The organism is Aerosakkonema sp. BLCC-F183, from assembly GCF_041929145.1.
In the GTDB taxonomy this organism is placed as follows: domain Bacteria; phylum Cyanobacteriota; class Cyanobacteriia; order Cyanobacteriales; family Aerosakkonemataceae; genus Aerosakkonema.
Genome location: NZ_JBHFNU010000075.1, coordinates 85,324 through 111,483 on the forward strand (window position 1 = coordinate 85,324; position 26,160 = coordinate 111,483).

General features: G+C 43.5%; 33 protein-coding genes. 21 read left to right on the plus strand and 12 right to left on the minus strand.

Annotated elements, in window-relative coordinates; translation table 11 throughout:
• The first annotated feature begins 238 nt into the window (after positions 1-238).
• Positions 239-5,293, plus strand: coding sequence for a PAS domain S-box protein (locus ACE1CD_RS22715; protein WP_374826315.1), 5,055 nt, complete (start codon positions 239-241; stop codon positions 5,291-5,293).
• A gap of 75 nt (positions 5,294-5,368) precedes the next feature.
• A complete protein-coding gene (gene coaE, locus ACE1CD_RS22720) occupies positions 5,369-5,986 on the plus strand; it encodes a dephospho-CoA kinase (protein ID WP_374826316.1) in 618 nt (205 codons plus the stop codon).
• Positions 5,987-6,049: 63 nt separating this feature from the next.
• On the opposite strand, the gene ACE1CD_RS22725 is transcribed toward coaE, so the two are convergent.
• Positions 6,050-7,447 carry a TldD/PmbA family protein gene (locus ACE1CD_RS22725; RefSeq protein WP_374793295.1) on the minus strand — a complete coding sequence of 466 codons (1,398 nt, stop codon included), beginning with the start codon at positions 7,445-7,447 and terminating at the stop codon, positions 6,050-6,052.
• Between the two features lie 278 nt (positions 7,448-7,725).
• Positions 7,726-8,304 carry a hypothetical protein gene (locus ACE1CD_RS22730; RefSeq protein ID WP_374826317.1) on the minus strand — a complete coding sequence of 193 codons (579 nt, stop codon included), beginning with the start codon at positions 8,302-8,304 and terminating at the stop codon, positions 7,726-7,728.
• A 415-nt stretch (positions 8,305-8,719) separates the two neighbouring features.
• On the opposite strand from ACE1CD_RS22730, the gene ACE1CD_RS22735 reads away from it, so the two are divergent.
• The gene (locus tag ACE1CD_RS22735; RefSeq protein WP_374793292.1) at positions 8,720-10,177 is read left to right on the plus strand and encodes a hypothetical protein; all 1,458 of its coding nucleotides are present in this window, start codon (positions 8,720-8,722) and stop codon (positions 10,175-10,177) included.
• A 266-nt stretch (positions 10,178-10,443) separates the two neighbouring features.
• A complete protein-coding gene (locus tag ACE1CD_RS22740) occupies positions 10,444-11,334 on the plus strand; it encodes an alpha/beta fold hydrolase (protein ID WP_374826318.1) in 891 nt (296 codons plus the stop codon).
• A 72-nt stretch (positions 11,335-11,406) separates the two neighbouring features.
• Here ACE1CD_RS22740 and ACE1CD_RS22745 read toward each other — a convergent pair whose 3' ends face one another.
• On the minus strand, positions 11,407-11,613 hold the full coding sequence (locus tag ACE1CD_RS22745) for a hypothetical protein (protein ID WP_374793288.1): 207 nt from the start codon (positions 11,611-11,613) through the stop codon (positions 11,407-11,409).
• Positions 11,614-11,911: 298 nt separating this feature from the next.
• Here ACE1CD_RS22745 and ACE1CD_RS22750 point away from each other — a divergent pair, with 298 nt between their 5' ends.
• The 3 genes from ACE1CD_RS22750 to ACE1CD_RS22760 all read left to right on the plus strand — a co-directional run bounded on the left by ACE1CD_RS22750 (position 11,912) and on the right by ACE1CD_RS22760 (position 12,993).
• A complete protein-coding gene (locus tag ACE1CD_RS22750; protein WP_374826319.1) occupies positions 11,912-12,136 on the plus strand; it encodes a hypothetical protein in 225 nt (74 codons plus the stop codon).
• Entirely contained in the window at positions 12,137-12,661 is a 525-nt protein-coding gene (locus tag ACE1CD_RS22755; RefSeq protein ID WP_374826320.1) for a hypothetical protein, read from the plus strand.
• 110 nt (positions 12,662-12,771) lie between these two features.
• Positions 12,772-12,993: a hypothetical protein gene (locus ACE1CD_RS22760; RefSeq protein ID WP_374826321.1), complete on the plus strand. Its 222-nt coding sequence runs from the start codon at positions 12,772-12,774 to the stop codon at positions 12,991-12,993.
• Positions 12,994-13,086: 93 nt separating this feature from the next.
• On the opposite strand, the gene ACE1CD_RS22765 is transcribed toward ACE1CD_RS22760, so the two are convergent.
• From ACE1CD_RS22765 to ACE1CD_RS22775, 3 genes are all read right to left on the minus strand, one after another.
• Positions 13,087-13,398: a type II toxin-antitoxin system RelE/ParE family toxin gene (locus tag ACE1CD_RS22765; protein WP_374826322.1), complete on the minus strand. Its 312-nt coding sequence runs from the start codon at positions 13,396-13,398 to the stop codon at positions 13,087-13,089.
• Positions 13,395-13,664: a type II toxin-antitoxin system ParD family antitoxin gene (locus ACE1CD_RS22770; protein WP_374826323.1), complete on the minus strand. Its 270-nt coding sequence runs from the start codon at positions 13,662-13,664 to the stop codon at positions 13,395-13,397. The genes ACE1CD_RS22765 and ACE1CD_RS22770 overlap by 4 nt, the downstream gene beginning before the upstream one ends.
• A 69-nt stretch (positions 13,665-13,733) precedes the next feature.
• Positions 13,734-13,919: a hypothetical protein gene (locus ACE1CD_RS22775; protein ID WP_374793276.1), complete on the minus strand. Its 186-nt coding sequence runs from the start codon at positions 13,917-13,919 to the stop codon at positions 13,734-13,736.
• Between the two features lie 19 nt (positions 13,920-13,938).
• Between ACE1CD_RS22775 and ACE1CD_RS22780 the strand changes: the two genes are divergently transcribed.
• From ACE1CD_RS22780 to ACE1CD_RS22800, 5 genes are all read left to right on the plus strand, one after another.
• Entirely contained in the window at positions 13,939-14,160 is a 222-nt protein-coding gene (locus tag ACE1CD_RS22780) for a hypothetical protein (RefSeq protein WP_374793274.1), read from the plus strand.
• A complete protein-coding gene (locus tag ACE1CD_RS22785) occupies positions 14,150-14,347 on the plus strand; it encodes a hypothetical protein (RefSeq protein ID WP_374793273.1) in 198 nt (65 codons plus the stop codon). Before ACE1CD_RS22780 ends, ACE1CD_RS22785 begins: the two co-directional genes overlap by 11 nt.
• A 28-nt stretch (positions 14,348-14,375) precedes the next feature.
• A complete protein-coding gene (locus ACE1CD_RS22790; protein WP_374793271.1) occupies positions 14,376-14,654 on the plus strand; it encodes a hypothetical protein in 279 nt (92 codons plus the stop codon).
• Positions 14,647-14,910 (plus strand): type II toxin-antitoxin system RelE/ParE family toxin, encoded by a 264-nt coding sequence (locus ACE1CD_RS22795; protein WP_374826324.1) that lies wholly within the window; start codon positions 14,647-14,649, stop codon positions 14,908-14,910. Before ACE1CD_RS22790 ends, ACE1CD_RS22795 begins: the two co-directional genes overlap by 8 nt.
• Positions 14,911-15,208: 298 nt before the next feature.
• On the plus strand, positions 15,209-15,691 hold the full coding sequence (locus ACE1CD_RS22800; RefSeq protein WP_374826325.1) for a hypothetical protein: 483 nt from the start codon (positions 15,209-15,211) through the stop codon (positions 15,689-15,691).
• Positions 15,692-15,985: 294 nt separating this feature from the next.
• Here the strand turns inward: ACE1CD_RS22800 and ACE1CD_RS22805 are convergent, their stop codons facing one another.
• Complete coding sequence (locus ACE1CD_RS22805; protein ID WP_374826367.1) at positions 15,986-16,285, minus strand: hypothetical protein; 300 nt, start codon at positions 16,283-16,285, stop codon at positions 15,986-15,988.
• A gap of 99 nt (positions 16,286-16,384) precedes the next feature.
• Here ACE1CD_RS22805 and ACE1CD_RS22810 point away from each other — a divergent pair, with 99 nt between their 5' ends.
• From ACE1CD_RS22810 to ACE1CD_RS22820, 3 genes are read left to right on the plus strand one after another with little or no spacing between them, the layout of a single operon-like run.
• Complete coding sequence (locus ACE1CD_RS22810) at positions 16,385-16,687, plus strand: hypothetical protein (RefSeq protein ID WP_374826326.1); 303 nt, start codon at positions 16,385-16,387, stop codon at positions 16,685-16,687.
• Positions 16,668-17,282, plus strand: coding sequence for a hypothetical protein (locus tag ACE1CD_RS22815; protein WP_374826327.1), 615 nt, complete (start codon positions 16,668-16,670; stop codon positions 17,280-17,282). Before ACE1CD_RS22810 ends, ACE1CD_RS22815 begins: the two co-directional genes overlap by 20 nt.
• A 15-nt stretch (positions 17,283-17,297) precedes the next feature.
• Positions 17,298-17,726 (plus strand): hypothetical protein, encoded by a 429-nt coding sequence (locus ACE1CD_RS22820; RefSeq protein WP_374826328.1) that lies wholly within the window; start codon positions 17,298-17,300, stop codon positions 17,724-17,726.
• Here the strand turns inward: ACE1CD_RS22820 and ACE1CD_RS22825 are convergent.
• The 3 genes from ACE1CD_RS22825 to ACE1CD_RS22835 are packed head-to-tail and all read right to left on the minus strand — an operon-like array spanning position 17,710 to position 18,395.
• The gene (locus ACE1CD_RS22825) at positions 17,710-17,886 is read right to left on the minus strand and encodes a hypothetical protein (protein ID WP_374826329.1); all 177 of its coding nucleotides are present in this window, start codon (positions 17,884-17,886) and stop codon (positions 17,710-17,712) included. The genes ACE1CD_RS22820 and ACE1CD_RS22825 overlap by 17 nt on opposite strands.
• The gene (locus ACE1CD_RS22830; protein ID WP_374826330.1) at positions 17,846-18,064 is read right to left on the minus strand and encodes a DUF5615 family PIN-like protein; all 219 of its coding nucleotides are present in this window, start codon (positions 18,062-18,064) and stop codon (positions 17,846-17,848) included. The genes ACE1CD_RS22825 and ACE1CD_RS22830 overlap by 41 nt, the downstream gene beginning before the upstream one ends.
• Positions 18,057-18,395, minus strand: coding sequence for a DUF433 domain-containing protein (locus tag ACE1CD_RS22835; RefSeq protein ID WP_374826331.1), 339 nt, complete (start codon positions 18,393-18,395; stop codon positions 18,057-18,059). The genes ACE1CD_RS22830 and ACE1CD_RS22835 overlap by 8 nt, the downstream gene beginning before the upstream one ends.
• Before the next feature lie 250 nt (positions 18,396-18,645).
• Here ACE1CD_RS22835 and ACE1CD_RS22840 point away from each other — a divergent pair, with 250 nt between their 5' ends.
• The 6 genes from ACE1CD_RS22840 (at position 18,646) to nblB (ending at position 24,565) form a co-directional block, all read left to right on the plus strand.
• A complete protein-coding gene (locus ACE1CD_RS22840) occupies positions 18,646-19,902 on the plus strand; it encodes a glycosyltransferase (protein ID WP_374826332.1) in 1,257 nt (418 codons plus the stop codon).
• Positions 19,903-20,042: 140 nt separating this feature from the next.
• Positions 20,043-20,294, plus strand: coding sequence for a hypothetical protein (locus ACE1CD_RS22845; RefSeq protein WP_374793261.1), 252 nt, complete (start codon positions 20,043-20,045; stop codon positions 20,292-20,294).
• 116 nt (positions 20,295-20,410) lie between these two features.
• Positions 20,411-21,808, plus strand: coding sequence for an S-layer homology domain-containing protein (locus ACE1CD_RS22850; RefSeq protein WP_374826333.1), 1,398 nt, complete (start codon positions 20,411-20,413; stop codon positions 21,806-21,808).
• Positions 21,809-22,001: 193 nt separating this feature from the next.
• Positions 22,002-23,054 (plus strand): M42 family metallopeptidase, encoded by a 1,053-nt coding sequence (locus ACE1CD_RS22855; RefSeq protein WP_374826334.1) that lies wholly within the window; start codon positions 22,002-22,004, stop codon positions 23,052-23,054.
• A 239-nt stretch (positions 23,055-23,293) separates the two neighbouring features.
• On the plus strand, positions 23,294-23,761 hold the full coding sequence (locus ACE1CD_RS22860) for a CBS domain-containing protein (RefSeq protein WP_374793255.1): 468 nt from the start codon (positions 23,294-23,296) through the stop codon (positions 23,759-23,761).
• 138 nt (positions 23,762-23,899) lie between these two features.
• Entirely contained in the window at positions 23,900-24,565 is a 666-nt protein-coding gene (nblB, locus tag ACE1CD_RS22865; RefSeq protein WP_374826335.1) for a phycobilisome degradation protein NblB, read from the plus strand.
• Between the two features lie 134 nt (positions 24,566-24,699).
• Here nblB and ACE1CD_RS22870 read toward each other — a convergent pair whose 3' ends face one another.
• Together ACE1CD_RS22870 and nuoK are read right to left on the minus strand one after the other, a co-directional pair.
• Positions 24,700-25,620 (minus strand): NAD(+) kinase, encoded by a 921-nt coding sequence (locus ACE1CD_RS22870; protein WP_374793251.1) that lies wholly within the window; start codon positions 25,618-25,620, stop codon positions 24,700-24,702.
• 195 nt (positions 25,621-25,815) lie between these two features.
• Positions 25,816-26,121: an NADH-quinone oxidoreductase subunit NuoK gene (nuoK, locus tag ACE1CD_RS22875; protein ID WP_190469700.1), complete on the minus strand. Its 306-nt coding sequence runs from the start codon at positions 26,119-26,121 to the stop codon at positions 25,816-25,818.
• Between the last annotated feature and the right edge of the window lie 39 nt (positions 26,122-26,160).

Consider the following 26,160-nt stretch of genomic DNA (forward strand, 5'->3'; position numbering starts at 1 on the left):
CATATATACTCAAAAAGGTTGATTAAATTTGATTTTGCAAAACCTCTCAGATCTATATTTCCAGCGCTCGTAAATTGTGAATTTATTTGATAAATGTCATCAAAAGAATAAAAAATTGAATATGATTGTCAAAGGTTATTTAATCCAATTAAAATATTAAGATTATCCCTAGTGGATGAGTAAGTAGAAACACAATAAAAAAATTAAAATCCGAAAGGATAGACAAATAAACTTGCGGATGCAAAGCTCAGAAACAAAATTCAGCACTAGCAAACACACAAGGCAATCCTGGTTGATATCGGTATTTGCCAGTTTGCGTTTCCGCCTGATTTTGTTGGTATTCTTGGCCGTAGTTCCGACATTCGGCCTAACGCTTTACACTTACTGGAAAGAACGCCAACAGGCATTAGCGGCAGCTCGGAAAGATGCGTTGCAGTTGACTGAGCTTGCGTCTAAAATTCAGGAGCAATCGATCGAGGTGACGCGCCAAGTGCTAACGACGTTGGCGCAACTGCCGCAAGTGCAAAGCGTCGGGATAGAAACACCCAGTTCCAATGCAGCGTGTCATGCTCTTTTCGCCGCTGTGCAACAACAATACCGACACTACGCCAATATAGGAGTAGTCGATCGCCACGGCAAAGTTCGCTGTAGCGCTATTTCTACAAAAGACTCGGTTAACCGAGCTTCTAGCACCTGGTTTCAGCTTGCCATTAAAGATCGCGACTTCTCTATCGGTGAATATCAAATCGGTCATATCCCTAACAAGGCGACGATCCACTTTGGCTATCCCGTTCGCGATCGAGCCGGTGAGGTCAAAGCCGTCATTTATGCAGCGCTGGATCTCAACTGGTTCAATCAAATGACTCCCAGCGCCGAACTGCCACCAGGAGCGTCTTTCACTATTATCGATCGCAAAGGTACGATTTTAACTCGCTACCCCAACCCAGAAACCTGGGTAGGGCGTAAAGCCCCAGAAACACATACCATCGAAACCATTCGATCGCGACCAAACAAAGGCATTGTTTATACTCCGGGAGTCGATGGCATATCTCGGTTGTATGTCGTTACACCCCTGGAAACTAACACTAACGATCCGTTGCTAAGTTCCATACCAAGCTCTCTATACGTAAGCGTTGGCATCCCTGAAAAAGTAGTTTTCGCCGACGCTAACCAAACATTTATCCGCAACTTAATCTGGTTAGGAGTAGGTGCATCTTTAATGCTAACTGCTGCTTGGATAGGCAGCGAGTTGTTTGTTATACGTCAAATCAAAGCCCTGCTATTGGCAACAAAACGTTTAGGAGATGGAGATTTCAATACCCGCGTTGGTTGGCGATTGACAGGAGGAGAAATCAAACAACTTGGCTTAGCTTTTGATGAGATGGCAGCATATTTACAGCGTTCTGTCAGCGAACGAGACTCGACTTTTCGCACTCTTGAAGAAAGAGAGAAAAGATATCGAGCGGTTTTTAACAGCGTCGCTGAAGTAATTTTCCAGATAGATACAATCGGCGTGTGGACATTTCTCAATCCTGCTTGGACAAAAATCACAGGATATACGATCGCAGAAAGCATCGGCAAAAATTGTTTAGACTTCGTTCATCCTGACGATCGCCAACATCACTCAGAGGAATTCCAATCCTTAAACCGACGGCAAACAGAATATTGTCGCTACGAGCTAAGATTACTGACAAAAAACGACGAGTTGCGCTATGTCGAACTGCAAGCGCAGTTAACTTTTGCTCCAGATGGTACCGTCACAGGCATTTGCGGCACTCTCAACGATATCAGCGATCGCCAGGAGGTAGAATCGGCATTGGCAGAAAGCTACAACCTCTTGCAAGCAGTAGTAGAAGGAAGCAGTGATGCGATATTTGTCAAAGATGTTTGGGGGCGCTACGTCCTAGCCAACTCTACAACTGCCCGCATTATCGGAAAACCTTTAGAAGAAATTATCGGGCGAGACGACACCGAGTTTTTTACACGGGAAACTGCCGATCGAATCATCGAAAATGACCGCAAAATTATGGCCAGCGGTGAAACGGAAATAGTTGAGGAAATCGTTACTGCCAACAACATCACGCGAACCTTTCTGGCCAGCAAATATGTCTTGCGCGACTACCAAAGCAACATTATCGGTTCGATCGGGATTGCGCGAGATATTACCGATCGCAAGCGTCTGGAGAACGAGCGCGAGCAGTTGTTAGAGCAACTCAAACAGGAGAAAGAAGACCTTACCGCTCTCACGACAGTAACTGCCAATGCGATCGGCTCTTTGAATCTGGATGAATTGCTAGAAGTGCTGCTGTTGCGAATTGCCAGCGTAGTGCAAGCGGATATGGGTGCGATCCTTTTGAAAGAAAACGATCGCCTGCGCGTCCGTGCCAGCATTGGGATTGATGCGGAAGATCGTTCTCACTTTAGCGTCCCGATCGGACAAGGCTTTGCAGGTACAATTGCCGCAACTCAGAAACTGCTTTACATTGAAGACGCACAGAGCGATCGGATCGCGATCGGCCAACCCCTCAAACAGCTTGGTATTCGCACGATGCTGGGCGTTCCCCTGCAACGCCACAACAACACGATCGGCGTTCTGCATTTAGATTGGTTGAGCGTCCATCCTTTTAGCGATCGGGAACTGCACTTGCTGGAAATCACCGCCGAACGCTGCACGATCGCAATTCTCAACGCCCAGCTTTACGAACAAACCAAACAACTACAAGAACGCCTTCAGCTGCAAATTGATACTATGCCGATCGGATGTATTGAGCTAGATGTTGAATTTGGCGTAATCGATTGGAATCCCGCCGCAGAAAAAATCTTTTCTTTTACAAAAGAAGAAGTTTTGGGCAAGCGTCTGCACGATCTGGTAACTGGTGAGTGGGAAAGCATTCAATCGATGACCGACGATCGATCTCCAATTCTCAAGACCGACTCCTCAATTGCCAAAATCGACCACAACATTACCAAAGATGGACGCACTATCATCTGCGAGTGGTATATTTTACCCCTGAAAGCAGATGGAACGGTCATCGGTAGTTTGGCAATGGTTCAAGATATCACCGAGCGCAAACTAGCAGAGTTAGAACTGCGAGGGTCAGAAAAGCGCTACCGCAATTTGTTTCAAAGTAACCCCCATCCCATGTGGGTGTATGACTTTGAGACACTCAGATTTTTAGATGTTAATGATGCGGCTATTCAGCACTATGGGTATTCTCGCGATGAATTTTTAGCGATGACAATTAGAGATATTCACCCTCCAGAAGATATCTCTCGCTTATTAGAAGAAACAAGATCTCAGCAGAATTCCGATATTAATCCCAGGAGTCTGTGGAGGAATCGCAAAAAGGATGGCACTATCATGTATGTGGAGATCGCCGCGCACGAATTGATCTTTTTTGGCAGACACGCTCAATTAATATTGGCAAACGATATCACCGAGCGCAAACGAGCAGAAGATGCTTTGCGAGAAAGCGAGCGCCGATATTATACCCTGGCAAAAGTATCTCCGGTGGGGATATTTCGCACGGATATCAGGGGAGAGTGTTTGTACGTCAACGAGCGTTGGTGTCAAATTACGGGTTTGACGGTAGAAGATTCTCTGGGAGTAAGCTGGATGCAAGGGTTGCATCCTGAAGATCGGGAGCGCGTTTTAAGTGAATGGGATCGGGCTACTAGAGATCATTTCCGATTTGAATCGGAATATCGTTTTAAAAGTCCTAACGGCTTGACTACTTGGGTATTCGGTCAGGCTGTCGTGGAGACTGGGGAAAATGGAGAAGTGCTTGGCTATGTCGGTACGCTTACCGATATTACCGATCGCAAGCAGGCTGAGGATTTGCTGTGGTGCTATGCTTTTTACGATCCCCTGACTGGCTTGCCTAACCGAACTTTGTTTTTAGAGCGACTCCGACAGAAGATCGAACAAAGCAAATGCGGGGAAACAGGTTTATTTGCTGTGATGTTGCTCGATCTCGATCGCTTCCAGATCGTTAAATACAGTTTGGGACACGAGATTGCCGATCGGCTGCTTGTCGCGACCGCTCATCGCTTAAAAAATTGCCTGAGCAATTTTGGATTTTCTATTTTAAATTTTGGCTTGTCAGGAGGTGACAAGAATATCGAATTTAGACAAATTCACCAGCAACCAAATAATGCCAATAATCCCAAATCCGCATTTCCAGACAGTCGTCTGGTCACGAGCCAAAATCTCAAATTTTTTGTGGCACAAGTAGGATTAGACGAATTTGCCATAATTCTTGCAGATCTGGAAAAACCCAGCGACGCCACCCGTGTAGCCGATCGCATTTCCCAGGAATTGCAATTACCGTTTAATTTTGATGGACAAGAGGTATTTGTTACTGCCAGCATTGGGATTGCTTTTAGTACGATCGATTACGATTTGGCAACTGACTTCTTACGTGCCGCCGATACAGCAATGCACCAGTGCAAAAAACTTGGGTTCGCAGGCTACGCCCTTTTTGAACCAAGATGGCACATCGGTGCTGTGGAGAAATTGCAGTTAGAAACAGACTTGCGGCGGGCAATCGAACGCTCGGAATTGCGGGTTTATTATCAGCCGATCGTATCTCTCAAAAGCGGCAGAATTAGTGGCTTTGAGGCGCTAGTCCGCTGGCAGCATCCGACACGAGGTTTTGTTTCTCCAGACCAGTTTATTCCGCTGGCGGAAGAAACCGGTTCGATCGGTGCGATCGATCGCTGGGTATTGCGCGAAGCTTGCCGCCAAATGGCTATTTGGCAGAAGGAATTTGGCGATGGCATACTTTTAACTATAAGTGTAAATTTGTCTGCTGTGCAGTTATCGACAATAGGAGTAATCGATCAAATCAACCAAATATTGTGGGAAACTGGCATTAATCCCCACAGTTTGAAACTTGAAATTACGGAAACCGGTTTGTTAGGAAACGTTACTTCCGAAAGGGCGATGTTAGAACAGTTGAAAGCTTTGGGAATTCAGCTTTCCATAGATGACTTTGGCACGGGCTACTCATCTTTAGCGCGTCTCCATCAGATGCCGATCGATACTTTAAAAATAGACCGCTCTTTTATCTCTCAAATGACTGTTGATAGCGAAAGTTTGGAAATTGTGCGGACGATCCTCACCTTGGCGCATAGTTTGGAAATGGATGCGATCGCCGAAGGTGTGGAAACCACCGACCAACTGGCGCAACTCAGATCGCTGCAATGCGAATACGCCCAAGGCTATTTCATTTCTAAGCCTGTGGACAGCAAAGCCGCAGAAGGTTTACTCAGAAATAATTTAAGGTTTTAACTTTAATCATTATCAAGTAATTCGAGCTAAAATATTACTAATGGTTAATAATGACCCACAAATTATAATTCACTAATGGCTATTAACAATCATCGCCTTATCGGTTTAACTGGTGGCATTGGCACAGGCAAAACTACTGTTTCAAATTATCTCGCCAATAGCTACAAATTGCCGATTTTTGATGCAGATCTCTACGCACGAGAAGCTGTCCAACCGGGTTCGTCAATTCTTAACAATATAGCAGAACGTTACGGCGCGGATATTCTCGCAGCTTCAGGTGCGTTGAATCGTCAACAGTTGGGCAATATTATTTTCAACAATCCTCAAGAAAAATATTGGTTAGAGCAACAAATACACCCCTATGTGCGCGATCGTTTTGTCGATGCGATCGATAAATTACCTTTAAATTCCACAGCGGTGTTAGTTATACCTTTGTTATTTGAAGCGAATATGACAGATTTAGTCACAGAAATTTGGGTAGTTTTTGTTGACGAACAACAACAATTAAATAGATTGATAGAAAGAGATGGATTAACTTTAGCACAAGCTAAAGCCAGAATTAACAGTCAAATGCCACTTCAGGAAAAGTGCAACAAAGCCGATGTAATTTTGAATAACTCTTCGACGTTAGAAGCTTTATTAAAACAGGTTGATGCAGCCTTAAAAGATTTTAGATTGCAGATTTCAAATTAAACAATAGTTTTTTATGCTTATTGGCAATTTACAATCTGCAATCTGAAATTTGCAATTCTTTTATTACGCTGCTTCGCCGCCAACGACGACATTGCGAATTCGCAAAGAAGGGCCACCGCAACCGACTGGCAAACCGCTTTGTCCGCCTTTACCGCACCCGCCGGATTCATCCCAATAGAAATCATCGCCGATCGCTTCAATATCGGCTAAAGTTGTAAACACATTGCCGGAAAGCGTCACATCGCGGACAGGTTCGGCAATTTCGCCGTTGCGAATCATCCACGCTTCCCCGGCGCTAAAGGTGAACATTTCGCCATTCGTCATCCCACCCAACCAGTTGCGAGCATAAACGCCTTCTTTGATATCCTTAAATAAATCCTTGACTGGCGTATTGCCGCGCTCAATCCAAGTATTCGTCATCCGCACGATCGGCGGATAATGATAGTTGAGACAGCGAGCATTTCCCGTAGGTTCTTCTTCCAATTTGCCAGCTGTCTCGCGAGAGTGCAGTCTTCCCACCAAAACCCCATCTTTTATCAGCTGGGTAGTTGTCGCCGGCGTTCCTTCATCATCGTAGAAATAGCTGCCGCGATGACCGGGAGGTGCAGCACCATCAAAAATTTGCAATTCTTTTGGCCCAAATCGCCGTCCTAATGTCATCACTTCCAGCAAATCTGGGTTTTCGTATGCCATATCAGCTTCGGAAAGGTGACCGAAAGCTTCGTGGACAAACAAACCGCTGAGAATCGGGTCGATCACTACGGTGTAAGTGTTACCTTTGACGGAAGGTAGGGCGAGGGCGTCTACAGCGCGTTGTGCGGCACTGCGAACTTGGTCATCGAGATTGGTAAGATCTTCGTAAGCTTTGCGAGAACCTGTAGTTTCCCGTCCGGTTTGCACGGTTTCGCCATCGCGAGCTGTAGCGGCAAAACGCATTTCCATATCCACCCAAGATTGGTCTAGCATTGTATCTTCCGAGGTGGCAAGTAAAATTCGCTGGGCGCTGTCGCTGTAGCGTACTGAAGTGGTGGTGATTCGCTTATCCAAGCTGCGAAGAATGTGGGTGTAGCGATCGCACAATGCCTTTTTATCGGATAATTGGATGTGGCGCGGATCGGTACCGGTTAAAGGTAGCTCGAAGATATCTCGAACTGGATCGATCGGAGCGAGGATAGTTTCTTCATCTCCCACTATACGAGCAGCTGCGATCGCTTCTTCTACTCGTTCTTTCAATGTGGAAAGTTGGTTGAAGCTAGCAAAACCCCAACCTCCCTTGTAACAAGCTCTTACCTGCCCACCAATTGAGATACCTTGGGAAAGTGTTTCAATCTTATCCGCACGCAGTAATATATCAGTCCCTTCTGCTTCTTCCAATCGAATCGCCAAATAATCTACTTGCGATCGATATCTTCCGATCAAGTCAGAGAGCAAGTTTTTGGCATCCGCAATTAAGCTGGGCATAGCTGATGACGATCGTTGATGAACTGACTTTATTTTAGAGGAAAGGATTAGGGACTAGAAAGTCAAAAGTCAAAAGTCAAAAGTCAAAAGAAAGAAAGGCGTCGGGCGTCGATCGCCAGTCCAGTAAAAGAGGTTGACAAAAGCGACATAGGGTGAATTTCTATGTAGACCTTGGCAGGGCGAAGCATGAGGGCAGAGGGGCGACCAAGCAGAATTAATTTTTTTCCCTTTTCTTTTTATTCTTCTTTTTGACTTTTGACTTTTGACTTTTGACTTTTCTAGCCCGGTGCGAGGTCGTAAATCCTGAATTCCTGTACGTTCCAGCGGCTGAAAACGGCTTCTACTTGGCGGATATCTGCCTCAGAACCTTCTATCATGATGAGGTAATCGCCTTGATAGATGCGATCGCGATAAACTGTAGCTTGTTCTTCGGGCATTCCCCAACCTACCAACGCGCCAATTAAGCTGCCTGCGGTTGCACCCATGATACCACCCGTTAAAGTAGTAGCCAGAGCTGTCGCTGCCGCGCCAAACAATACTACTGGGCCAATTCCCGGCAGTGCGGCAGCTGTCGCCAGTCCCACAGCCAAACCAACGCTACCCCCAACTGTAGCACCTGCGATCGCACCTATGGTAGTTCCTTCCTGTGCTTTGTTTCCACTGACTTCGCGGATTTCCACAGTTTGTCGTTCCGGATCTTTTGCGATCGCGGAAATTTGACCCATCGGGAATCCAGCTGCTTCCAGTTCGTTGAGAGCGTTGCGGATGTCTTGAGGATTAGCAAAAACACCAAAAGCTCGTTGATAAGGACTAAGCGCCATGACTCTTTCCTCTACTGACAAGGCATATTTATTCATTCCTAGATTGGCGAGTTTTCACAGGTTTGTGCATCAATCGCTGGATGTTATTTTGCAGTCACATAGGATATTTCTTATCTATCAAAAGAAACATATGGCTTTCCCGTTGTTGTGCCGATAATAAAGACTTATATAATCGTAGGGTGGGTTAGGCACGGGCGATAATTTCAACACTTTCAAGCAATAATTAAGTTACCGTGCCGTAACCCACCATCCTACCTATCTGTAACATATACAAACATTTTCCACCCTAAACCCTCTAGACCCGCTTTTTGCAAACAAACTGCCAAACTAAACTCAAAACCTATCTGCGTTCGGAAGCTTTCTTCTTTCACAAGCCGGATGCTGTAAAAAAATTCCCTAAAACTCACTTTTACGATACGCTATAAACGGGTCGATCGAAAACACAATCAAAATGCGCCATCACTTCTCACTACTGTTGATACTAGGTTTGTTATCGCAACCGCTCAAAGTCTTGGCGGTGGAAGATCCATCTACTGTTTTCCCTCCCAGCGAACAGCCGGATTTTTGGCCACCAGCGCAAGAACTGGTGCAGGAACAAATATATTTGATATCGAGAATTGAAAGAGCGCTCCTCAGTCCAGATCCCGATCGAGTAAAAGCTGTCCGAGGTCAACTTTTCCTGCACACATCATCTGTCGATCGCTTACTCAAAAACTACTACCAATTTCCCAATGTTCTTTGTGCGCCAACTGCTACAGAAAGTTTTGAAGATCTGCCAGCCGTAGGATCTTTGAGTGCGTCACAGGTACGGGTTTACTGTCTTCTCTATTCTTCCACACAGAAACTGGATTCGCTGCGGCCATTACTCGATCGCCGTGTGACTGGACTCGATCGCAGATCCGATACAGTCGAAGCATCGCCAATGACAGAAGAAGAATCCAATCTGATTTTAGGGGTTGGCAGAGTTCCCAAGCAAGCGATCGCTAACTACGAAGTGCCTATTCCACCTGCGATCGTACCCCCCTTGCAAGCAACTGCGCCTTTGTTAGCAGCCAAAGCATTTTTAGACCAAGCGCGAAAAACTTTTCCGAGAGGAACTCCATTTACAGTTTCTGATGAAGTGAGTTCAATTAATGGAGAGAACCCTTATGGTTTATTCAGAGCAGAATTGTCACAATACACGCAGTTTCTCGCTTTGCCTAACACTGGTATAGCTCGCATTCTCACCGCCGAATTTTATAACCAAGACTCAAATAATTTACGCAATAGACTGCTACCTACAAACGCAGAAAATTTTCCGTTTCCTGTCTTATTAAAGTTGGGAAGAGAAGCAAGCGAACCAAGTCGAATAATTACAGATAATCCTCCCTTCGTTCCGCAACTGGAAATTCAAATTGCCGATGATAATTTCCAAATATTTCCGCAAGAAATCAACTATGGATTTCTCGTCGATATTGGCGATATCCCGCTTGAAAATATCGATTCAGGGTTGAGCGCAGTTGCAACGAACACGCGCCAATTTTTCCTCAATTATCGACCGCCAAATAAGTTAGCTTCATTGCAAATAGACCGCAGACGATTTATTACTGGTAAGGAACAGAATTTTGGCTTATCCGAACCGATATTCGCCCAAGCGCCAGCAGTGCTAAATCATACTTATTTAGTACGGACTGTGCAATTCCAGTTACCGGAAGTTCTTGTCAGTGGCGATCCGATTACCAACAGACAGCGCCGCATCCTCGACTCGTTGCTGAAAACGCCCAGCGCCGATCTCCTCATTGCTTTTCGACCGGTGTATCGTCGATCGGATGGCAGTTATACCGTCCTGTGGCGCGTCGTCAAACAATTTCCCAATCCGCAAATTCTCGATTTAGAAAAATATCTAAATTTAGAACGAAGCATCCAATAATGTATACTAAGAATAATTATCACTTCTCTGCCATATAGTTTTTGTAGTGATAATATAAACTTATCCAATCGTAGGGTGGGTTAGGCACGGGCGATAATTTCAGCACTTTCGATCGATAATTTAGTTCCCGTGCCGTAACCCACCATCTCACTCAACTGTAACATTCACGAACATTTTTCCCCATAAATCCGCAAGAGCCACGCGCTTTTTTTGTTTTGACTTTTGACTTTTGACTTTTGACTTTCTAACCCCTAGCCCCTAAAAATATGAGCCAATTAACACTTGAAACTATTGGCGGTACGCGCCAGCAATATGAATGGTATTGGCAAGGACAGCAGTTGTCGATCGCCTACGATATCCTTGGAGAAGGAAAAACTGTCTTGCTGCTACCGGCATTGAGCAGCGTTTCCACACGCGGGGAAATGGGCGAACTGGCAAAATCCCTCGCTTCCCAGTTTCAAGTTGTAGCGGTAGATTGGCCGGGATTCGGTCAATCATCTCGACCACCGCTAGATTACCGACCGAGTGTATATCATCAATTTATAGAAGATTTTGTCAAAAATGTCATTAATACGCCAGCCGCTGTTGTAGCAGCCGGTCATGCTGCCGGTTATGCGATGAAACTGGCAAAAACGCAACCAGACATTTTTTCGCACATTGTTTTAGCAGCCCCCACTTGGCGCGGGCCATTGCCAACAATGGGGTTAAACGAGGAACAGTCTAACATACTCAGAGAGATAGTGCGATCGCCCATCTTAGGAGAAATGCTTTACGCACTCAACACAATACCGCCATTTCTTAACTTCATGTATCGGGGTCACGTTTTTGCCAAAGGAGATATCCTCACCGACAATTTCATCCAACAAAAATGGCAAACCACCCAACAACAGGATGCGCGATTTGCATCTGCCGCTTTTGTCACAGGCGCATTAGATCCAGTTCAAAATCGCTCCGAATTTCTCGCTTGGTTTAAAGATTTGTCCATCCCAGTAATGGTAGCAATCGGCGAACAAAGTCCACCCAAATCAAAAGCAGAAATGGAATCACTATCCCAATTACCGGGAGTGCAATCTCGCCTCTTACCAGGTTCCTTGGGATTGCATGAAGAATATGCAGATAAATTTGCAGAAGTTATTATACCTTTTTTGAACAGCTAATCGCCTCACATTTTGGACTAAGAAAACCGTTTTTTGGAGGCAATTATTATGTATGGACACGGCATCACAATTTTAGGTTCTGTTACCATAAAGCGTACTGCGATTAAATGGTTGGAGAATTTCACTTTCAAAAAATAACGGAGTTGGATCGAATTCTGAGCGTTGTTCTTCTGTTAATGGGTTCTGATGTTTATTGATACTTCTAAATGTCTCTATCATCGCATAAATCTGCTCAATTTGTTCGGGAGTAAGTCCTGTGATATCAATAGTTTTAGCCATTTTTCGTGAGGATTGGGGTTTGTCGATATTTTAGCTTAATTATTTACAATTGTATTGCTTGGGCGGCGGGTGATATAGAAACCGGGTTTCTGTGTAAGGCAATCGCACAAGCCATAACATTTCTGCGCTAAAATTAACCTTTCAAGCAATTTGGATCTCCAGGGGAGATCCTCAAACGATTTGCCGGTAAATCTGAATATATGGCAGCTAGGCGGGAATTAGCATCTGAGTTGGATGAGTAGCGGCGTAATGGACACGATCGGTGTAGGGGTAATTTATGTATTATATATGCTAAATTGTGAATAATTCTGGTTTCTATGTATTGATGGGCAGAAAACGGGATCTTAAACAAGTTGATGCGATCGCTAGAGAGTTTAATATGGGAGGCGAATTAAGGATTGCTTTTGGTTTATTCCTTGAGGAAGAAAAGAAAAATGGTTATGGTGGAACTTTAAACAGTAGAGGCGATTTTACTTATGAAGAACTCCGCCAAAAAGCTCAAGAATTTTTAGAGGGTATTTAAATGGCAACTCAGACATCTATTGCTAATCACAAGCCAGATATCGAGCAAATTATTTCAGTCATTACTAAACCGATTATCGGAGAAATTTGTCATCAGGTTACATTTAGTTATGGGGATGAATTACGGCTAGATTTCGGTGAGATGTCTGCCTATACTCATCCAAAATTAGCACATCTACGCAAAGGTAGTTGGCAATTTGGCACAAGGGCAACACCTTGGGTTTTCAAGCAAGGCGATCTAATTTTAACTTCTGCGTTGCCAGTAAATATAGATGCAGAAATAGATGAGGTAGAAATAGATGCTGTCAAGAAAGTTTTGCAGCAATTGGAAAACAAAGAATTGATTAATTTTGTAATTAATGCCCGTAATATTAGTCTGACTCTATTGTTTGAGGGTGATTATAAACTTATTTTAGAGCCAGATTTGCAAGATGATTCTGGGCTTGCTTATTGGGAATTATTCATGCCAACTGAGCAAATTTTGACGGTCGGGCCTGGACTTTTTTGGGAATGTAAAAGGCTTTAAAGGAAAGCAGGTAGAGCAAATTCCGCGAAATGTTTGGGGGTCGTGGTGTTTATTGATGAAAGGTGCTAAGATAACGCTATAATTATCAGAATCGAAAATAGATAAAAACTATGTCAACAGTTTATCGGTTGAAAGCCAGCGAACTAGATAGTAATTTTTTAGAAGAAATTAAAGCAACTTTTGGAGATAAAGAAATTGAAATCATTGTTTCACAATTTGATGAAACTGAATACCTTTTAAAATCAACAGTCAACAAAAATCGACTTCTTAAAGCGATTAAAAATGTTAAAGATCGGCAAAATTTAGTAGAAGTTAACTTAGAGGATTTATAATGAGCAGAAGAATTGTTTTTGAATCTTCTGCTTTTGAAGATTTTCCTGAATGGTCAAAATTAGACAAAAAAATTTAAGCCTTGAACAAATTTATCACTCCTCAAAAGGTTCTTCAAAAAGTCCTGACAAATCCCGATAACCACTGATTACCCTTAAAATCTCAATTCCCCCTTCAATTGGACGATAAAAAATCAGGTAATCATCAACTGGAAAACTCCGCAACTCCTCAAGAAGTTCATCACGCCGACGCCCCATATTTGGAAAAATTGCTAAATTCTTACACTTTTGATTGACTTTTTTCAGGAAGCGCTCTGCCGCATCAAAACCACTATTGTCAGCAATCAAATCGATAATGGTTTCAATATCTCTGCTGGCGGGAGACGTAAAACGACAAATATTAGTCATAAACCAGCTTGATCGCGACGTTGTTGTAGTTTCTGTTGCAGTTGGAAAAAAACCGTTTCCCCATCAATAACCTCACCTCGTTCTGAAGCTTCAACGCCAAGCATAATTTCCCTTTTCAATTCCTCAAACCGCCCTTTGTAAATGCGTTCTCGTTCTTCTAACAGCCTGATACCCGCCACGATGACTTCTTCAGCAGAAGGATACTTACCGCTTTCTACTTGACTTTCAATAAACTTCTCAATTTCTGAACTTAACGATATATTCATTTTTAACCTCAGTTTGAGTCATTTTGAATTAAGACTATGCTTTGTAGATATTGTAGCTTAATTATAGCATCAATCTTCTAAAATAGTGCGTTTTACCCAATTCTTAATAGTTTTGATTAGGTGCGGGTCTTGAGGTGAGAAAGTGGGAATAGTGGGATGAGGAGAGTCAGTGATAACGCAAATTGTAGCGTCGAAGCGAGAGAGAGAATCGAGAAAAGTTTGACTGAAGTCTGTGGATAGTGGTAAAATGGACAAATGAATTCTAGTTTGTTTTATGTCAAATCCCGAATTATTAGCCCAACTGCGACAGTTATCCCGTTCTGAAAAGTTGCAAATCATACAGTTTTTAACGGCTGAATTGGCGAAAGAAGAAGGAATTGTATTAGGAAATGAAGCAGCAGAAATATGGAGTGCAGTGCATACATCTAATGGTGCAGCAGAACAATTAATGCAGTTACTAGAAACTGAAAAACAGCCAATTCAAAATGTTAAATAGTAAGCGATATCCTTTTCAACCTAAACGAGATGAGTTTGGTGTTTTAGCTGACGTTCCGTATTTGCCTTTAACACTAACTTATCAAAATCGATCGGTTGAGGTTATGGGTTTACTGGATACAGGAGCTAGTGTTAACGTTTTATCCTATAATATGGGAATGCAATTAGGGACAATTTGGGAAGAATAAAGATTTTCTATAAAGGTCAAAAACAGGTATGAATACTACAGACAATTCCCCAAGCTCAGATCGATCGTCGGCAGTAGTGATATCTGTCACAGAATTAGAATGTCAGCTTAATGAATTACTCAAGCAACTATCGCCACAGAAATTACAGGTGCTTGCTGATTTTGCTGCTTACCTAGTTAATGTTGAAAGTGAAGCAGCAACTCAGGAACTTTTGGCAATTCCAGGGTTGTTAGAACGAATTAAACAAAATCAAGCTACTCCTAAAACCGATTACACAAACTGGAGAAACATTCGATCTGATGTATGAAGTTTTGCTTCATCCCGATGCTCAAAACGTTTATGCTAATGCTGAAAAAGCCCTAGCTAAGAAAATTGCTCGATGTTTGCAGCAGTTAGAGCAAAATCCTCGATCGCACTCCAATATTAAAGCGCTCAAGGGAGATTTGGCGGGGTTATATCGGTATAGAATTGGAGATTATAGAGTCATCTATTCAATAGAAGATGAAGTAGTTCGGGTGTTTGTTGTAGCGATCGCCCATCGTAGTGAGGCTTATGACCCATGAATTGCCTGTTATCTAAAATTTCCTCATATGGGTTGATATTACGCTTCTAAAACAGTGCGTTGTAGCCAATTCATAATAGTTTGAATCAGGTGCGTATCTTGGGGTGAGAATGTGGGAATGGTGGGATGGGGTGTTTTTCCCAGTCTAGGAGTGAAGAGTAAATTTTGAGTTCCGTGAGGGTGCGGGGAGGGGGTCAGTGATGTTTTTTGACGAGTGGTGCTAAGATGTTTTCCGAGATCGCCTTGGAGTAGTAGTAAGATAGAAAAATAAATTCATGTGATGGGTTTTGAAAAATACTATGAATTTGCAAAAAGACATAGATAACGATGGTGAGCTAATCGAGAAAATACGGCAATGTTGGAATCCTTTATCAAAGCGTTCAGGAACGTTGGTACAACGATTTGATGGCGTTTGGCATTATGGTGTCGCACTATCAGATACTTCAGCCATTTCTTGGGGGCCGAGGGAGACTTCAAAACTTTATTATAAAGGTTGTCTTGTAATACATTGTCTTGGTTATGAGTTCAGAGATGCGGTTCAAGTTTCATATTTGCTCAAGGATGAAATATTTGAAAATATAATTGCCTCTGTTTCAGCTTTTCATAACAAGTGGAACTATGGAGTTCAGGGCTGGAACTGTGAGCATTGGGCGCGTTTAGTCGTGAGCGGTCAACCCATTTCCTACCAAATCAAAGAGCAGGGATTTGGGATTTTTGATGTATTTGGGGTTTTATACTTCAGAGGCGAAGCGGTAACGGAACTTAACAAGTACAGACAGTAGTTTTAGCCAAAGAACTTACTCTTATGCTAGAAATATTACCACTTTTCCGAACCTTTAGTTCTAGTTATGTTTGGCAACCCTACGAGGGGGAAATCTATAATCCATTAATGGCATCCCCAGACTTAAAAAATAAGCTGAATGAGCTTCTCGCTGTGAGTTGAATTTATTCAATTCATCTGTCCAAACTAACGCCGGATAAACTATTCGATTTGCTCTCATTCCAATGGGAGGTTGTAGGCGAATTTAAGCCAGTCCGGAAAATATTTTTGGAGTTTCGTTCTTTGAGTTACCAGATTAATTTCCTCTAGGATTTGGTTGCACAAGACAACCTGGATCGTTGCGAGTGAGAGCATCGAGAAAAGTTTGGCTAAAACCTTGGGGTTTTGCTTCTTCGTAGAAAATGAGGATGGGGTGTTTTTCCCAGTCTAGGAGTGAAGAGTAGATTTTGAGTTCGGTGAGGGTGCGGGGTGTGCCTTCTGTGGATTTGGGACAGTCGTGTTTTTTGACGAGTTGCAGGTAGATATCGATGGCGGGGTTATCGCGGTTATCGAATTTGCTACCGTCGATGCACAGGAGTTGGGCGAGGTTGACGATTGGGGTGTCGCTATGCCATAATTAGCAAATGAGCCGATATTCAGTTGCATTCCCTCAACCCAACTTAGAAAATCTACAATCACACTAAGAGATAAGGTAATGGATTCAGAAAAAGACGATAAAAAACAAACTATAACAGAGATCATCAAATCTGGTCAATTACACAGTATCTATTTTAACGAGTTTGGTATTGGAGTTTCTAAGCATGATATTTTCATATTATTAAGACGCAATGGAAAAGAAGAAGCAATACTTAACGCATCTCACATTACAGCTAAATCACTTGTAAACTCTCTAAGTGAGGCTTTGAGAAGATTTGAAACTCAAACAAATCAGACAATACCGGATTCAGATGAAATTGAAAAATTAATGGAAGAACAAGATGCTGACAATAACCCGTGAAAAATATAATAAATTTTCTGATGTTGACGAAAATAAAAACCCTATTGATTTCAAAGGGTATCCAGTAGGTACAATTTCGCCTTCTCTTGAACGAAAAGATTTTCCATTTGTTTATACAGAACCCAAATCGCAAAATCTCAAAATAACCAAAAATAAATTAAGTAAAAGAGATGAAATAGATAAATTATCGACCTTTGAAGAAATACTGAAATATGGTATTGATGCTATTAAGTTGAATGATGATTATTTTTTCAATCGTATTAGTGAATTAAAAGAATTATGCGATTCAGAAGAAGACTATGATGTTTCTTTAGAGTCGCTTAAAACGATGTTTTTATTTCTTGAAGCAATTGGAAGTATTTCTAAAGCCAGTAGCTTAACGGTAAGTGAAAGTGGCATTTTTTATTTAGAATGGGAGAGAGATAGGAACAATTCAATAACCCTGCGATTCAAAAAAGATTACTTCGTAGACTACGTTATTTTTAAGCCAAGTTCTCATATAAATCAACGAATTATTTTGAAAGGTTCGATGTATGCTCTAGATTTAATCGATCTACTTAACGGTTTTAACATAAAAATACACAAAAAAATATAAACAATAAACATAACAATGACAGAGATACAAACTGGTGATGTTACGCGCTATTGTAAACCTTCAACTTTGGAGAATGAAATACCAAAGAGTTCGGCTTTTGAAAGACGAAGAGAAAGAGATGAAAAAGATTTGTCTGTCTATTGGCTTGACTTTTTTGGCAAAACAACTGAATTAGAAAACATTAGAGAAGTTAAAGCCTATATGGAACAAAACGGTTTTAGGTTAAAATATAATGGGTCTTTTGCTATTATTAATATACAGAAATCCAAAGAATATATTTTAGAAAAAATATCATCAGAAATTTTTTATAGAGAAAAGAACTTACCTCATTGTGGTATTTTCCATGAGGCTGACGATCTATTAATAGCAAAATTACTTAGTGAATGCGTTCAGAACAATTATCTCGTTAGAAATATAGTTGATTCAACTACTTCACCCCCATAACCGCCTGAAAAATCGGGCGACTTCCCAAAACCTTCAATACCCAACTTTCCCGCAACCGTAACCGCGAAACCTCATCTTTCTGTTCCATCGCCGCCAACGCCAACTGCGCCAAGGCTGTATCAATCGCCTCTCGTTGGTCGATGCAAGGCAATAAAATCATCCCGATTTAGGGTAATTACAATTCGCTGTTCACTCTTGGCAAAAGCTAAAACTTCATCATCTGGAATCCTTTGATTGGCTCGTCCAGACTCATAAGATGTCAGCACATCATAGCCGAAATCGCGTAAAGCTTGCACCATATCCAAAGGGAAATTTTCATTTGAGTAAAATCTAATCATTGATTTCTATATCAGCATCATCTTGGTGAGAAGCAATAGCTCGATCGATTTCTGATTTATTGTTTTCATAGTAAGCCTGTACTGCGCTCAAATCAGGTATCGTTAAGCTGGGAAAATTTCGGATAATTTCTTGATAATCTGCTCCTTGCAGTTGCAAAGAAATTACAGTCCAGACTGGTATTCTCGTCTGACGGATGCAGGCATGACCTCCACAGACTCCTGCTGTTTTTTGAATCATTCTATTTTGTAATTTATCTTGCAATAAAGCATATTCTTCTATATCCAGAGACTCGATTAACTGCACTAAAGATTCAACTAACTTAACATTCATAAATCCTCACTTTGGTAGGTAGGATTATTAGTTTTTAATCTTTGCTTATTCATTGTTGCCTAGATGAATTATCTAAATGAATAAATCTTTATTACCATTAAGATCGCGGTGTGCGATCCAGCCAACAACATTATAGCATTAAGCTGTCAAGTTAATTAAGATAAATTTTATGTGCGATCGCACCACACCCATCAACCATGAAAATGATAAAATAATCAACGTTATTTATTCTCCATAGTCAGCCAAAACCGTGAGTCGTATTGTTTTAACTACCATTGGTTCTTTTGGCGATCTGCATCCGAAAATTGCGATCGCACTGGAATTACGAAAACGCGGTCACGATATAGTGTTTGCAACTCATCGGGAATATCAAGGCAAAATTGAAGCTTTGGGATTTGAGTTTCATCGAATGCGCCCTGACAACAAGGCTTTAAGCGATCCGCAAGAAATGGCGCAGATGATGGATTTGAAAACGGGGACGGAATATGTCATCAAAAATTGGGTTTGTGCGAATTTACGGGAAACTTATACAGATTTGATGAACGTTGCCAAAGATGCAGACTTTATTGTTGCGGGTGAAGGAGTTGTGGCGGCGCGATTGGTGGCGGAAAAATTAGGGATGCGGTGGGCGTTTGCTGTCTTGCAACCCGCTTCATTTCTATCTGTTTATGACCCGTCAGTAATCCCTGTGTTTCCATCTTTAGCTAAGTTTCGCAAGCTTGGATCTATTTTCAGCCAAGGTATAATTCAATTATCAAGAGTAATTTCTAAATCTTGGGCAGAACCGATTCATCAACTGCGACGCGAACTCGGTTTGCCTCCCCTAATTGGCAGTCCTTTCATTGATGATAAATATTCTCCCTACCTTGTGTTGGCGATGTTCTCGTCAGCATTCGCAAAACCTCAACTTGATTGGCCAAAAAATACTGTTATTACAGGATTTACATTCTATGATGGTAGCGAGGAAAAAACGAAACTCACACCAGAACTCAAACAATTTTTAGATGCAGGCGAAGCACCGATCGTTTTTACCCTTGGTTCAGCCGCAGTTATGACTCCTGGTAGCTTTTATCAAGAAAGCATTCAAGCTGCAAAGCTGCTAAACCGTCGTGCAGTTTTGTTGATTGGTAAGAATGCACCTCCAGAGAATCTTTCTCAAGACATCATTGCTGTAGGTTATACACCTTACTCGCAAATTTTTTCGCGTGCTTGTGCGATCGTACATCAAGGCGGCATTGGTACAACCGCCCAAGCATTACGGGCGGGTCGTCCCACGCTGGTGATGCCCTACAGCCACGACCAGCCAGACAATGCAGCAAGAGTGGAACGCTTGGGAACTTCCCGAACTATTTCCCGCAAGCAGTATTCAGCAGCACGAGTAGCCAAAAACTTAGGTGAATTGTGGGAAAATCCCCATTATGCAGCTAAAGCAGCAGAAATAGGACGGATTATTCAAGCCGAAAATGGGGTTGGTGTGGCGTGCGATGCGATCGAAAAACAGCTTTAACAGCCAGTTTGTAGGATGGGTGAGAGCAGAAAAACTAATGGACGCGATCGCTACCATCAAATTCCTCAAAGATGCACTTAAGGATTTGCTAAGGTTAGAATTAACTAAATTTACCTTTCCAGAAAAGTGGAGTTGGTTTCATGAACAAAGCTACTTTAACTTTGCTTGTTTCCTCTGGTTTATTGGGTGCTTTGCTGCTGATGGGGAATCCCGCAAATGCTGCTGAAATAGGAACTCCGATCGCAAACTCCGCCATCTCCGCACAGACTGCACAGGTGAGCCTGAGCGATCGATTGCCCACTTTGAATGTGCAGCAGGGAAATCCTATTCTAGACCAATTGGGATGTAGCTGCGCTACTTGCACAACTGCACGGCGCAGTCAGGTTCTCTAATCGCATTCCACGCACCCCAACTAAATTCGAGATAATAGTTGGGGATTCATTCGCGATCGTCAGCGATCGCCAAACTGCGCTAGGGTAGGGTTGAAAACGATTTCCCTAGCTAGACTGTGTTTCCTTCCAGACGCCCTGCTATATTAATAAATCTGACGGCTTTGTTGCTGACTTCCCTGACTGCCTGCGCCAACAGTCCAGCTGCGAGGAACTTGGAGCAGTCTTTGGCGGCAGATCCCAAACTGCAAGAAAACCCGGTTACAGTGGGACAGTCGGGAAGCGATCGCAACGTCCAAACATCACCAACGGTAAATTTACCATCTGACTTCCCATCGGAAATTAACAAATATCCCCTAGCGCAATTACAGGAAGTCAAGTTACCTAACTCTACAACTCCAGCAGAACAGGCGACCCTGACTCGCTGGACTAGCGGCGACCCCGTTAACTTAGTTCAGAACTTCTATCAAAAGCAGTTTCAGGAAAATAACTGGCAATTACTCAGTCAGCCTACGGATGATGCTGGCGGTACGTTTGAAGCGAAGCGAAATGACTTGAAAGTTACGGTTTCCATCCAGCCAATTTCTAGCACGACAAATACGAGCAGCACCAATCAACCTGCTGCTAATCAAAATTCAGCAGCCGCCACAGAATTTACCATACAATACGAGCGCGTTAGCAGCGATACAGCCCAGCAACCAAGTGGCGATACTACCGCAACTGCACCGCAACCAGAAGCCACAAGTTCTGCTTCTCCAACACCAACACCTTCCGCGCAACCAACCGCAACTTCCCAAGCGGAAACTGCCACCAATACTACTAATAATGTTATTGTTTTTTCTGACTTAAATAATGCACCCAAAGAATTGCGTTCCTACGTCACAGATGTAGCGCAATTGGGAGTACTGACCCTCAATCCCCCTAACTCGAAACAAAATCAATCGGCGGCAAACACCAAATTTGAGCCGAACAAAGCCATCAGTCATCGCGAGTTTGCGCGTTGGCTAATTGCTACCAGTAATAAAATGAATGCTAACAATCCGGCGAAGCAAATCCGTTTGGCAACAGATGCGTCTCAACCTGCTTTTCAAGATGTGCCGAAAACAGACCCCGACTTTGCCGCTATTCAAGGATTAGCTGAAGCGGGAATTATTCCCAGTCCGCTTTCTGGAGATAGCACAGCGGTGTTGTTTCGTCCGGGTGCAGCTTTAACGCGGGAACAGTTACTCATGTGGAAAGTACCTTTGGATACTCGCTTGGTGTCGGCTGCAACTATTGATTCAGTGAAGCAAACTTGGGGTTTTCAAGATGTAGCGAAAATTGACCCGAAGGCGTTGCGATCGATCCTCACAGATTTCCAAAATGGAGATACTTCTATTATTCGGCGAGTTTTTGGTTATACTACCCTATTTCAGCCAAAAAAATCTGTGACTCGCGCTGAAGCGGCGGCGGCGCTTTGGTATTTTGGCACTCAAAATGAGGGCATATCTGCAAAGGAATTGGTAACTAAGGAGTAGGAGAATTTTGAGTTTGTAGGAGACAAAATTTGTCAATAGCAATTATGCTCGTTACGATCGAGTTAGACGATAGGTACGAAATCGTTTGTCTGTCCGATCCCGTACAGTAAAAATATAAGCTATTGTTATAATTTCGCTCTCTGATGGAACTCACTAGAAACAGCAAAATCTCAAAAACACCAAATACTTGCAAATGTCTTTATTAAATTACGATCGACTGTTCGATACAATTGAGGAATTAGTGCTGCACCATTCTCCCAGTGGCGCAGAAGGGGAAATCGATCGCCTGTTGCTCGATCGATTCAAGGCTCTGGGAGTGAAAGCATGGCTGGATGCAGCGGGAAATGCGATCGCTCTCATTCCCGGTCAAGATTCCAGCCGCAGTATCGCCATCACCGCCCATAAAGACGAAATTGGCGCAATTGTCAAGAGCATCGAGCCATTTGGACGAGTACAAGTACGAAAACTCGGCGGTGCATTTCCTTGGGTTTACGGTGAAGGCGTCATCGATCTGTTGGGAGATCACCAAATTATCAGCGGCATCTTATCATTCGGATCGCGTCACGTCTCCCACGAATCGCCTCAAAAAGCCCAGCAGGAAGATAAACCGCTACGCTGGGAAGATGCCTGGGTGGAAACCAAATGCAGCACAGCGGAACTGGAAGCAGCCGGGATTCGACCGGGAACTCGCGCAGTCGTAGGCAAACATCGCAAGCGACCGATCCGACTCAAGGATTACATTGCCAGTTACACCCTGGATAACAAAGCTTCGGTAGCTATTTTGTTGGGTCTGGCAGAAACCTTAAAGCAGCCGCCTGTGGATACTTATCTGGTAGCTTCGGCAAAAGAAGAAGTGGGTGCGATCGGCGCTCTCTACTTTACGCAAAATCAGCGGCTAGAAGCATTGATCGCCCTGGAAATCTGTCCTTTGTCGAGCGAATATCCTCTTGAAGATGGGGAAGCGCCGGTACTGCTTTCCCAAGATGGCTACGGCATTTACGACGAAAACCTGAACGGGGAGATCCGAAGCGTGGCAAAACGACTGGATATTCCCTTACAACTGGCAACACTGAGCGGTTTTGGTTCCGATGCCTCAATTGCCATGAAATTCGGTCACGTAGCGCGTGCGGCTTGTTTGAGTTTCCCCACCCAAAACACCCACGGCTACGAGATTGCTCACTTAGGAGCGATCGCCAACTGCATCCGTCTGCTGCAAGCATACTGCGAAACGGAATTTAGCCAATAGTCAGTTGTCAGTCGCCGGTTGTCAATTACCCAATCACGAATATTAAACAATCCATAAACGCTAACCTTTGGATCGCCACGATTTTCTACAATAGTGAAGCTAGGGAATCAGTCAGAAATATAACAACCGATGAGGTGTCAGTTAGGACGTACTTAATTTCACCAAACTCAAGATTTCTAGACCCTTCTTCCTCTAGCGCCTAACCCCTAGTTCCTAGCCCCTAGCTATAGCAGTAGATCATGCCCAAAACAGTTGCCGATGTGATGAGCCGCGATCCGATTTCAGTGCGGCCAGAAACTCCTCTCAAAGAGGCTATCAAGATTTTGGCAGAACGCCGGATCAGCGGTATGCCAGTGGTGGATGGAAATGGCAAATTAGTGGGCGTTATCTCCGAAAGCGACTTGATGTGGCAGGAAACAGGGGTTACCCCTCCCGCTTACATCATGATTCTCGACAGCGTTATTTACTTAGAAAATCCCGCCAAGTACGATCGAGACCTCCACAAAGCCTTGGGGCAAACGGTTGGGGAATTGATGACCAGCGATCCGCTGGTGACGGTCCATCCCCATAAATCGTTACGTGAAGCGGCACAATTGATGCACGAACGCAATATTCGCCGTTTGCCGGTGATCGATGATGGCGGTCATGTCGTCGGCATTGTCACCCGTGGCGATATCATTCGAGAAATGGCAGCCACTCAAGACTAATGGCGTTTCCAGGCTCAGCCGTGGAAACGAGGCGAATGGTCAAATCAAATTTATTTCTTTGAAATCTCGAAGAATTAAATTTGCAATCTGCTCTTCTAAAATTTGCAATTCTTTTCACCCAGAAGTGACGACGAAAAAATGACCATTACTCCTGAGTCTGTTCAAAAGTTGTTAAGTTCGGACGAACTGAGCGATCGCTTGCGAGGCGTTAACCAGCTGCGTCAGTTGGAACCTGCGATCGCTTTCAAGCTGGTTCAACCAGCTATTCAAGACAGCAACGCCCGCGTTCGATATGGTGCAGTCAGCCTCATGGATACGCTGGGCAAGCTAGACCTCCACAAAGCCTTGGAAATTTTGCGCGATCGCCTTCAGCACGACTCGGAAGTAGACGTGCAAGCCGCAGCCGCAGATGCTCTGGGGGCGCTCAAGTTAGAAGAAGCTTTTGAAGATTTGCGGCAAGCTTACCACAATTCTTCTGAATGGCTTCTCCAAGTCAGCATTATTGCTGCTTTGGGAGAAATGGGCGACCCGCGAGGCTTCGAGCTGCTAGAAGAAGCACTCGATTCCAATATCGATCTGATCAAAACCGCCGCCATCAGTTCTCTTGGAGAATTGGGCGATTTACGTGCCGTTCCTATATTGGCAACTTTCACCACCTATCCAGATTGGCAACTGCGCTACCGAGTTGTCCAAGCCCTCAATCATTTAGGTAGCCCAGAAGCTCTTGCGATTCTGGAAACAATGACTGACGATGAGGTAGAGCAGGTAGCTCAAGAAGCGAGAAACTGTTTGCCTCTTGCTTAGAGGGGCTAGGGGGAGTCAAAAGTCAAAAGTCAAAAGTCAAAAGTCAAAATTCCTCCTCTTCCCTGTCCCTTTTCCCTGTCCCTTCTCCCTCTCCCTCTCCCTTAGCCCTTTTTTGACTTTTGACTTTTGACTTTTTAATTACGGTGATTGTTGTCGTACCTAATTCTCGCACCGGCCCACAGCAGCTTTTCTCGTAAAGTTTGGTAGTAGGAATAGTTATCTCGCAAGATAATAAATTTAGCTTGACAGTTAGCCATCCAAACATCAACCCGGTGTCCCGGCCAAATAGAGGTAGCCATAACCCCATCCATCCACAGTTTGGTACTGAGTTCGTAATCGCTCAAAGGCCAAATGCTAACTACAGAGCCAGGGGGCAAAATAATGGGACGGCTGGAAAGGCTCAGAGGGCAAATAGGCGTTACGGCGATCGCTTCCATACCATCGTGTACGATCGGGCCATTAGCAGAAACCGTATAGCAAGTAGACCCTGTAGGCGTTGCCACAATTAACCCGTCTCCCTGATACTGATCGACTACCTCACCATCAATTTCCATCTCCAAAATAGAGGTGAGCATTCGATCGGCTGAAGCTGGTTTAACGCACATTTCATTTAAAGCCAGAAAGCGATCGCTCACTGGTGGCAAGTCCCGCCGATCGCCCTCAAATATTGCTGCCTGCAACATCATCCGCCGCTGAATCGCAAAGCGATCGTCAATTAACCGTTCCCAAACTTTCTCAGTATCTTTAAATTCCTCAAAAGGCTGCGTCAAAAAACCCAGATGTCCCCCCACATTCACAGCCAAAATCGGGATGCCATCCCCTGCCAAATTCCGCGCTGCTGACAAAGCCGTACCGTCGCCTCCCAGTACGATCGCCAAATCGATCGGTTGTGTAGATGATGCTAAAAAAACCGGGTAAGGATTATCTTTTGGCCCGCTCGGTCCCATCAGCACCTTACAGTCGAGTTTTTCCAGTTCTCTGGCGCACTTTTCTGCCCAGCGCTTGCTCTGCGAATCTCCTGCTTTATGTGCTATAATTGCTTGTTTCAGTTCCACTTTTTTATATTGGTGAAATAATGATTTTACTAATAACTAAGTAGGGTTCTTCACCCGATTTTGGATGAGAGGATTTTGGATGAAAGAATTGACTCCGCAATCAGTGGGCAGAGTTTGAAATTCGGCAAAATTTCCGTAATTTCAGATTTCAGATTTTAGATTTCAAATTTGAAATCTAAAATCTAAAATTCTCCATTACCACTTGAGCAAGTTAAACTGCTCCATATCTACCGTATCGCGGTTGCGATAAATTGCCAGCACGATCGCCAACCCAACTGCCGCTTCAGCAGCTGCTACGGTAATCACAAACACAGTAAAAACCTGACCTTTAATTGCTTGCGGGTCTAGGAAATTGGAAAAACCCATCAAATTAAGATTCACTGCATTCAGCAGCAATTCAATTGACATCAGTACCCGCACTGCATTGCGACTGGTAATCAAACCGTATATACCTATGCAGAAAAGGGCAGCAGCTAAGAGTAAGAAATATTGCAGTTGCAGCATGAATCCTCTTTTTTAGCGAAGTAGTCAACCGATTTT